Below are 9101 nucleotides of genomic sequence, written 5' to 3'. Positions count from 1 at the left end.
CATAATGATATACAACAAGTGGGGAAATATGAAGTACAAGTATCGGAATAGAGCATTCTGGTGCAGAGGGTATTATGTTGACACAGTAGGTAAAAATACAAAGGCAATAACAGAGTACATACAGCGGCAGCTTGAAGAAGACAGAATGGCGGGTCAGCTGACATTGGACGATACAAACCCGTTTAACGGGTAAGCAGTAATAAAACGCAGGAAAACGTAGCCGCATGCGTCCGTGTTGCTACGCCTTTTCAGGCGTGGCTTGTACCATGAGCCCCTATGGGGCGTTTAAGGAAAAACCCCCGGCTCTGCCGGGGGATGTTTATTTATCCGATAATTCCCATTTTCTTCAGCCGAGAGCGTATTGAGCCGACGGTCCTTCTATGGAGCTGTGCTATCTCGGCTATAGCTTTGCCTTGTGCAAACTCCTCTGCAAGCTCGTGTTCCTCCCTATCCGACCACGCACGCGGAGACACAGAACGCTTGGTGCTCACAAGCTCCCGTAGGCTATCAAGCTGCAATTGAAGCGGGCTCACTTCACCTTCGGGAGCTGTTTCCTCTTCGGGGTGAGAGCTGATATGCTCTTTTATTAGTGTGCAGAAAGCTTCTCCATACTGCTCCGCTTTGCGTTTGCCCACTCCCGATACGGTCAGAAACTGCTCGCGGGTCGTTGGACGTATCCTGCACATATCCCTGAGAGCTGCATCCGAGAACACGATATACGCGGGGACATTCGCTTCTGAGGCGAGTCTGTTCCGCAGTTTTTTCAGTTCCATGAAAAGCGGGTTATCTGAGTAGAAACTGTCATCTGCGCGCCTCTTGCCGCTCGGAGTCTTCTCCTTTGGCAGATTCATCTTCACGGGGATTCGTTCCTTGACTATCTTTGCGGACAGGGGAGTGAGTTCTACGACAGGATACTCTCCTTCGGTGAACGCGAGGTATCCGCCCGATATGAGGTGGTCGAGCTCTGCGCGTATCTTCTTCGCGGAGACATCGTTCATTATCCCGTATGTCGAGAGCTTGTTGAAACCGAATGACATAAGGCGTTCGTTCTCGCTTCCCCTGAGGATATCAATGACCATGGTTTTGCCGAAATACTGCCCTTTCTGTTTTATGCGAAACACGCATGATACTATTTTTTGTGCGTCTATGGTGATATCGACTTCCTCGAATCCGTTTACGCAGTTCGAGCAGTTCCCGCAGTATGAGGGAGCTTTTTCGCCGAAGTAGCCGAGCATGAACTCCCTGAGACAACCCGAAGTGGTCGAATAAAATGTCATTTCCTTCAGGCGTTCTTTATCCCGCTCGAGCATCGTGTCTTTTTCCTCATCGGAGAGGGCGGTATTATCTTCGCGGCTTCGTTCTATCATAAAGGTGTTCGTGCGCACGTCGGATGCACCGTAAAGGAGTATGCACTGTGCAGGGCTGCCGTCGCGTCCCGCACGTCCCGCTTCCTGATAATAGCTTTCGATGTTCTTCGGCATATTGTAGTGTATCACAAACGCTACATCGGATTTGTCGATACCCATTCCGAACGCGTTGGTAGCTACCATTATACGCTTGCGGTCGTAGATGAAATCATCCTGATTCATACGCCTTTCGCTGTCGGGCAGTCCTGCGTGATACCTTGTTGCGGAGAAGCCGTCGGCATTGAGTTTCTCACATACCTCTTCCACATTCCGCCGCGAAAGGCAGTAAACGATACCGCACTTGTCACCCATGCTGTTGAGCAGCCTGCGGAGCTCGGTGTACTTGTTTTGCGGCTTTATTACGGAAAAGTAAAGATTGGGACGGTCGAAGCCCGTAACGAGCGAGAATGGGTCGCGCAGTCCGAGCAGACGGACGATATCATCCCTTACAGTGTCGGTGGCAGTCGCCGTGAAAGCACTGACTATCGGGCGTCTGGGAAGGGCAGCTATGAACTCCGATATATGCAGGTAGCTCGGACGAAAGTCCTGCCCCCACTGAGACACGCAGTGTGCCTCGTCTATCGTGACCATTGCCACATCCAGTGATGAGGCGAGTCGTTCCATCTCCTGAGTGCCAAGACGCTCAGGTGCTATGTATATCAAACTGTATTCCCCGCGGCAGGCACGGTGCATCGTATCTGCGTACTCCTCCTGTGTAAGGGAGCTGTTGATACAGGCGGCGCTTACTCCTGCGGTGACGAGCGCGCTGACCTGGTCCTTCATCAGCGAGATCAGCGGCGATATTACGATAGTTACACCTTTGAGCATGAGGGCGGGGACCTGATAGCACAGCGACTTTCCCGCTCCTGTCGGCATTATCCCGAGCACGTCGCAGCCGCCGAGGATATGGTCGATGAGGTCGGACTGTCCCTCACGGAAACTGTCATGGCCGAAGTATTCCTTCAAAACCGCGAGCTTATCCATTTGTACCGACCTCCTTTTTAATGAAGCTGCTGTTTACTGTGATTATCCCTGCGGCAACAAGTATAAGTGCGGCAGCAGTGCGGAGAACTCCCGCAGGCGGGCGCTCCGAGAGCAGAAGTGCGGAGAGTATCACGCCGAAAACGGGATTCATGAAACCGAATACCGACACGGAAGATACGGGATTGTACTTGAGGAGCAGGCTCCACAGCGAGAATGCTGCTGCCGATATGAACGCGAGATAGAGGAGCATGGCGGCTCCCATAGCACCGGCTGCACCGACTCTGCCGCCGGAAAGCAAGCCGACCGTTATCATGAAAGCTCCGCCGACGATGAACTGCCAGCTGCTGAGCATGACAGGGTCGGCAGAGTGCGAGAAGCGCTTCGTTATCGAAGCTGAAAATGCATATGACAGTGCAGAGAGGAACACCATGCCCTCGCCTGTGAAGCTGATGCTGAGGTCGCTGCTGCCCGTGAAGTTTATAAGTATCACACCCGCAAAGCCCACAGTGCAGCCGACGAGCTTGCGAGCGGTCAGCTTTTCCGTGCGGAATATCAGCGCCGAGACGATTATCGACATGAACACGTTTGAAGCCGTGATGACCGAGCCCTTCATTCCCGTTGTGTGCGAGAGACCGATGTAAAAGAAGGTATACTGCAATATTGTCTGGAACAGTGAGAGCAGGCAAACGCGCGGGATATCCTCCTTGCGAGGAATGAGCGGACGGCGCGCGGCGATGCTTCCGACTGCCGCTGCCATTATCCCTGCGAGCAGGAATCGCATCCCTGCGAACAGTATCTGTGAGGAAGTGCCGGCTGAGTCTATGTCAAACAGTCGGTAACCTATTTTTATGCAGGGGAATGCGCTTCCCCACAGCAGGCAGCATATGAGCGTGAAGCTCACGACGACTGTCCTGCGTGTAAATAATCTGCTTTTATCCATTTTATCTCCCTAAAAAAGCCTGTTGGAACAGGCTTTGAAAACATATTGAGCAAATAAAGTATACCATACTATGTCAAAAAAGGCAAGTCGCCGCGCGAGACTTGACAAGAACGCTGAAAAATGTTAAAATAGTCATCGAGCAGACTACGCGGCAGCGGAAACGTTTTAGTTTATGAGGAAAGTCCGGGCATCACAGAGCAGGGTAGCTGATAACGTCAGCCGAGGGCGACCTTAGGGCAAGTGCAACAGAGATATACCGCCGCTTTAATACTTGACTCTGCTGCAAGATGTCCAATAGATTTCGAGATAAAATACTGTTTTTCAAGGCGGACGACGCAGGCGTGCTTTCGCACGGCAAGAAGGAGAACGCAGAAAAACGGAATTTTAGCCGAAAGATGTGGATAGCTTGCAGCAGGGTCAAGTATAGTGGTAAGGGTGGAAAGGCGAGGCAAGAGCTCACCAGTGTGCAGGAGACTGCACAGCTATGTAAACCCTACCCGATGCAACGTCTATTGGTACTGCGTATCTTAACGTCGGCTCGGCGGATACGCAGTAATGACGGCTTGAGCTTATCGGCGACGATGAGCGTAGATAAATTGCCGCGCACGACAGAACCCGGCTTATCGGTCTGGTCAAAAAGGAGAGCTTCGGCTCTCTTTTTTTATGCTCAGAATTCGATGCCCTTGCGGGCGGGGATACCTCTGTCGTACGGGTGCTTGTGCGGGAGCATCTCTGTGATGTAGTCGGCTGTGCTGCAAAGTGTCTGCGGAGCGTCACGTCCCGTCAGCACGAGCTCGCAGCCCGCAGCAAGTGCATCGGCGATGAGCTTTTCGGCAAGAACGGTATCGAGCAGCTCCATATTGTACGCGCCGATGAATTCGTCAAGGATGAGCATATCTGTCTTCCCGTCGTGTATCAGTTTTCCTGCCCGACGAAGCAGGGTGTTGTGCTCTTCTGTGAGCGCGGCGAGCTCTTCTGCGTTCATAGCTGAAGTGAATTTGTTGCAGCTTTCGGCACACGCGACCGCTATGCCGAGCTTTTTCAGCTGTTCTATCTCAGAAGATGTACCGCTTTTCAGGAACTGGATAAAAGTAACACTTTTATCCGCCCCTGCGGCTCTTACCGCGAGCCCGACTGCCGCTGTAGTTTTACCTTTTCCGTTTCCCGTGTAAATATGTAACATAATGCACGCCCTCCAATCGCAATATTCGGTTAAATTATAGCATTTTTCGCGGAAAAAAGCAATATTTGAAGAATTAATCGGAAGAGTGTACATTGCTGTTGTTGGTAAATTGTTGAGATTTGACAAAGTTGTGATTTTTGATGATTTGCTCTTTACTTTTAGTTGATAATATGTTATCATATACTAAAGGTGTATCGTAATGTCGGGAATTTTTTATATATTTTATTAAAAACTTTCGCTTTACTTTTGCAATGTATTGTGTTACAATGTAAAGTAGAGAATTTTTCCCATATTTATGTGCCCCTGCGGCAGATTGGAGTTAGAACAATGATTGATAAAATCAAATCAGATAGCATGGATCTTCTCTTTAACGCTATCCTCACTCTTGAATCGGTTGACGACTGCTACAAATTCTTCGACGACCTCTGCACAAGCATCGAACTGAAATCCTTCGCGCAGAGACTTCACGTTGCCAAGCTCCTCGACGAGCATCGCGTCTATAACAGCATCGTTACCGAGACAGGCGCGAGCACCGCTACGATAAGCAGAGTGAACCGCTCGCTCAAGGACGGGAACGATGGATATAACATCGTCTTTGACAGGCTCAAGAAGAACGGTCTGCTGAAATGATCACCAAGGACTGAACCGTGTTTTCGCACGGTCATTTCTGCCTAACCTCTCTTAGGCAAAATATCTTTTTGAAAGGAAGTATCACATGAAACGATCGGATTTACTCAAGAAGAGCGCGGCTGTGATCACCACCGCGGCTACTCTTCTCGGAAGCGGCGTGTTTACGGCAAGTCCCGCGCAGGCTGCTGTTGTTGATCCTGATAATCCGAACAACTACCACAATTTTCAGGAGGCTCTCCAGCTTGCTCTCTGCTTCTACGACGCAAACAAGTGCGGCGACAAGGTCGGCGAGGACGGCTACTACTCATGGCGTGACGACTGCCATGTAAAGGACGGCGTGATACCGCTCCAGCCCATGAATCCCATGCCTACCGTAAACAAGGGCAAGACCGATGAGGAGCTTGGTGACGGTCAGGGCATCGGACCCGGAGACGAGGGCAAAAAAGACCCGAATCTCGGTGATGACGATCCCGACCTCTACGTCGGAGTGAATATGTCCGAGGAATTCATCGCCAAGAATAAGAAGTGGCTCGACCCCGACGGCAACGGCACGCTTGACCTCACAGGCGGCTGGCACGACGCGGGCGACCACGTTAAGTTCGGTCTCCCCGGAAGCTATTCGGCTTCCACACTCGGCTGGGGATATTATGAATTCCGCGACGATTATAAGAATATGGGGCTTGCCGAGCACGTTGAGGATGAGCTGAGATGGATCAACGATTACTTCATGAAGGCTACTTTCCTCGATGATGACGGAAAGGTCGTTGCATACTGCTATCAGGTCGGTGAGGGAAACAACGATCATAACTACTGGTGTGCGCCTGAGCTTCAGGTCGATGATACCGTTGTTGCTTCGTCTTCGTGTGCGGTAAAGCGTCCCGCATATTTTGCTACCACGGAAATGCCTGCTTCCGACCAGTGCGCCGGCGCGGCTGCATCACTCGCTATCAACTACCTCAACTTCAAGGATACAGACTCCGATTATGCAGAAAAGAGTCTCAAGTACGCAAAGGCTCTCTACGACTTCGCAAGAGAGACTCACACCGAGATATGGAAGCCCGGCGAGGTGCCGACTGCTACCAGCCTCGGTTACGACGGCGGCTTCTATACATCGAGCTATGACTATGACGAGCTCTCATGGGCTGCTGTATGGCTCTACTATTGTACAGAGGATTACGATTATATCGACCACATCGTCGCAGTCGACGAGGAGACCACTAATGACAAGGGGGCTCATCCCTATGTCGGCTACATGAAGCGTATCATGACCGACACAGGAAACTGCTGGCAGAATATCTGGGTACACTGCTGGGATACAGTCTGGGGCGGCGTTTTCGCTAAGCTCGCTCCCGTTACCAATACTGCACGTGACTGGTACATCTTCCACTGGAACCTCGAATTCTGGTCGGGCTACAGCAAGTCTGCTGCCGAGCAGATAGAGAAGGGCGAAGTTACCTCTGCACTCGACGAGAAGAAGGACGCTGCCGCAGCGGGTACTACCACTGCCGCAAGCGGAGCTTCAAGCACGGTCAAGCTCATGAGAAAGCCCTATGTTGCTACAACTACTCACAAGTATTTCGGCATGGACGACCTCATCTGGAACCAGCCGATGACTTACAAGGAGATCGCTGACCTCCCCGAGAACGAGCAGGTCAACAACTTCATAGCCAAGTCGCCTAACGGCTGGGCAGTCGTTGCAGGTTACGGCTCCGCTCGTTACAACACCGCGGCAGGACTTCAGGCTATGGTTTACGCCAAGGAGACAGGTGACGACACCTTCGCTCGCTGGGCTATGGACCAGATGGAGTACATCCTCGGCGACAACCCGATGGGCTACTCCTATATCGTAGGTTATGAGAACAGCTATGCTACTCATCCTCATCACCGTTCGTCACACTGCTCGGGCAAGCAGAGCATGGAAGACCCGATAAGTCAGGTACACACTCTCTGGGGTGCTCTTGTCGGCGGTCCTGACCTCAAGGACATCCACGTTGACGAAACTACAGACTACATCTACAACGAAGTTACAGACGACTATAACGCTGCACTCTGCGGCGACCTTGCAGGTCTTTACCACTTCTTCGGAGCAAAGGGCAAGGAGTTCGAGAAGGACAACCACCTCATCCCCGACTTTGATATGTCCAAGAACGCAAAGGCGGGCTTCGATCAGGTCGACGCAGACGGTAATCCGCTCCCTGTCGGCATCTACGCAGCAGGCGGCAAGAATCAGGAGCAGGAGGGAAGCGTTCAGCTCAAGGTCGTTATCTACAACAGAACTGTTGACCCGCCGCGCTTTGAGAGCGATATCAAGGCGAGATACTACTTCAACGTCAAGGAGCTCGTTGATGCGGGCTATGACCCGTCCGAGTACATCTTCTATCGTATCGACTACGACCAGGAGAAGGGCTACTCAGACAACAAGAACGAAGTAAAGTTCACTCCTCCTCAGAAGTATGATGACAATGGCACATACTACGTTGAGATGCAGTGGAAGAATTGTGACTTCTACGGAAGCCGTGTGTTCCAGTTTGCTCTCGGCTATAATCAGGACAAGGAGACCTTCAAGGACGTTAAGTGGGATTCCAAGAACGATTACAGCTATGAGGATCTCGTATCCTTCGCTGATGAGAACGAAGCAGCCGCTATTACCGACAAGATAACTATCTATGCCGATGATGTGCTTATCTGGGGCACAGAGCCCGACGGAACTACTCCCGAGGACAATCCGATGCCTATAGCATCAACTACCAAGAGCACCACTAACGGTGATACCCTCTGGGGCGACGCTAACCTCGACAAGAAGGTTACCGTTGCTGATGCAGTTGCTATCCTTCAGAGCATAGCCAACAAGGACAAGTACGCTCTCAAGCCGCAGGGCTCGAAGAATGCGGATGTTTACGATAACGGTGACGGCGTGACAGGTAACGATGCGCTGACTATCCAGCAGCTCGATGCTAAGCAGATAAAGCAGTCTGACCTTCCCGTTTCTTACAAGAAAAAGTAAGATGAGATCTTTTTAAGTGAATGAAAATACCGTTATCAGCCTGAACTGATAACGGTATTTTTTTACTCTCCGAATTCTGCGATATATGGTATATTTCGGAAGTACTCGCCGTAGTCGAGACCGTAGCCTATAACGAAGAGGTCGGGTATCGTGAAGAGCGACATATCCGCCTCGAATGGCACTATCCTGCGGCTCGGCTTGTCAAGGAGCGTAACTACTCTCAGCGACAGCGGTCCTCTTGATTTCAGGAGCTTTACAACGTCCGAAAGTGTTCTTCCCGTGTCGATGATATCCTCGACGATTACCACATGGCAGTTGGAGATATCGCGTTCAAGGTCCATTGTGATGCGGACTACGCCCGAGGACTGCGTGCCCTCGTAGTAGCTCTTTGCCGCCATAAAGCCTATCTCACAGGGGACGGACACTGCTCTTGCGAGGTCTGCAAGAAATACGAACGAGCCTTTGAGTATGCTCACGAGGAGTATGGGGCTGCCGTCGAAAATACCGTCTATGTATCTGCCTGCCTCGGCGATGGCGGCGCGTATCTCCTCCTCGGAGACGATAACGCGCTTTATTTTGCTTTCAAATTCTTCTTTGGTCTTAAATTCCATTTCAGACTTCCGCTTCCTCGTATAATAGATTTTAGGGTGGTTTAAAGAGCACCCCAATGAACCTCTGCCACGCTCGGTTGAGTAAAGCAGCATTGAAATCGGAATGAGCGTAGCGAATGGAGATTTCAATGCTGCGGCGGAGTTCCGCCGGGTTTAATCAAACAATCAACAGGCATTCACATACCCATGATATAATAGCTGTAATCAGCAGGAACAAGTTCTGATCTTCCTTAGTCGAACCTCAAGGTTGCTTCCTTAGAGAGTCTGTTCCCCAGAGCTGTGAGTTAGCTGCTTACACGTAGGCTGTTTATCCGGGATGCACTCCATCCGGTTTTACAGGCAG

Annotated in this window: 7 protein-coding genes and 1 other RNA gene; 4 read left to right on the top strand and 4 right to left on the bottom strand. The window is 51.1% G+C overall.

The features are described 5' to 3' along the window. On the top strand, positions 1 to 193 hold a 193-nt coding region (locus BMX22_RS15480; RefSeq protein ID WP_177173053.1), incomplete at its 5' end, for a transposase. A 130-nt stretch (positions 194 to 323) separates the two neighbouring features. Here BMX22_RS15480 and recQ read toward each other — a convergent pair. Together recQ and BMX22_RS15470 are read right to left on the bottom strand one after the other, a co-directional pair. Then, positions 324 to 2390, bottom strand: coding sequence for a DNA helicase RecQ (recQ, locus tag BMX22_RS15475; protein WP_074743529.1), 2067 nt, complete (start codon positions 2388 to 2390; stop codon positions 324 to 326). Beyond that, positions 2383 to 3330 carry a DMT family transporter gene (locus BMX22_RS15470; protein WP_074743527.1) on the bottom strand — a complete coding sequence of 316 codons (948 nt, stop codon included), beginning with the start codon at positions 3328 to 3330 and terminating at the stop codon, positions 2383 to 2385. The genes recQ and BMX22_RS15470 overlap by 8 nt, the downstream gene beginning before the upstream one ends. 136 nt (positions 3331 to 3466) lie before the next feature. On the opposite strand from BMX22_RS15470, the gene rnpB reads away from it, so the two are divergent. After that, an RNA gene (rnpB, locus tag BMX22_RS15465) (RNase P RNA component class A) lies at positions 3467 to 3969 on the top strand. A gap of 28 nt (positions 3970 to 3997) precedes the next feature. Here rnpB and BMX22_RS15460 read toward each other — a convergent pair. Then, complete coding sequence (locus BMX22_RS15460) at positions 3998 to 4513, bottom strand: cob(I)yrinic acid a,c-diamide adenosyltransferase (protein ID WP_074743525.1); 516 nt, start codon at positions 4511 to 4513, stop codon at positions 3998 to 4000. Between the two features lie 327 nt (positions 4514 to 4840). On the opposite strand from BMX22_RS15460, the gene BMX22_RS15455 reads away from it, so the two are divergent. Next, a complete protein-coding gene (locus BMX22_RS15455; RefSeq protein ID WP_074743523.1) occupies positions 4841 to 5143 on the top strand; it encodes a YerC/YecD family TrpR-related protein in 303 nt (100 codons plus the stop codon). Positions 5144 to 5228: 85 nt separating this feature from the next. Beyond that, positions 5229 to 8147: a glycoside hydrolase family 9 protein gene (locus tag BMX22_RS15975; protein ID WP_081349258.1), complete on the top strand. Its 2919-nt coding sequence runs from the start codon at positions 5229 to 5231 to the stop codon at positions 8145 to 8147. Positions 8148 to 8209: 62 nt separating this feature from the next. On the opposite strand, the gene hpt is transcribed toward BMX22_RS15975, so the two are convergent. After that, on the bottom strand, positions 8210 to 8758 hold the full coding sequence (gene hpt, locus BMX22_RS15440; RefSeq protein ID WP_074743521.1) for a hypoxanthine phosphoribosyltransferase: 549 nt from the start codon (positions 8756 to 8758) through the stop codon (positions 8210 to 8212). Positions 8759 to 9101 lie beyond the last annotated feature (343 nt).

This window comes from Ruminococcus sp. YRD2003, from assembly GCA_900109435.1.
In the GTDB taxonomy this organism is placed as follows: Bacteria; Bacillota; Clostridia; order Oscillospirales; family Ruminococcaceae; genus Ruminococcus; species Ruminococcus flavefaciens_G.
Note: the sequence above shows the minus strand (reverse complement) of the source record. Positions and strands in the feature narration are given on the sequence as shown.

What these genes read in the sequence shown, in the direction of transcription:
- recQ (WP_074743529.1), bottom strand. Translation starts at nt 2,390, where the DNA reads ATGGATAAGCTCGCGGTTTTGAAGGAATACTTCGGCCATGACAGTTTC.
- BMX22_RS15975 (WP_081349258.1), top strand. Translation starts at nt 5,229, where the DNA reads ATGAAACGATCGGATTTACTCAAGAAGAGCGCGGCTGTGATCACCACC.
- BMX22_RS15455 (WP_074743523.1), top strand. Translation starts at nt 4,841, where the DNA reads ATGATTGATAAAATCAAATCAGATAGCATGGATCTTCTCTTTAACGCT.
- hpt (WP_074743521.1), bottom strand. Translation starts at nt 8,758, where the DNA reads ATGGAATTTAAGACCAAAGAAGAATTTGAAAGCAAAATAAAGCGCGTT.
- BMX22_RS15470 (WP_074743527.1), bottom strand. Translation starts at nt 3,330, where the DNA reads ATGGATAAAAGCAGATTATTTACACGCAGGACAGTCGTCGTGAGCTTC.
- BMX22_RS15460 (WP_074743525.1), bottom strand. Translation starts at nt 4,513, where the DNA reads ATGTTACATATTTACACGGGAAACGGAAAAGGTAAAACTACAGCGGCA.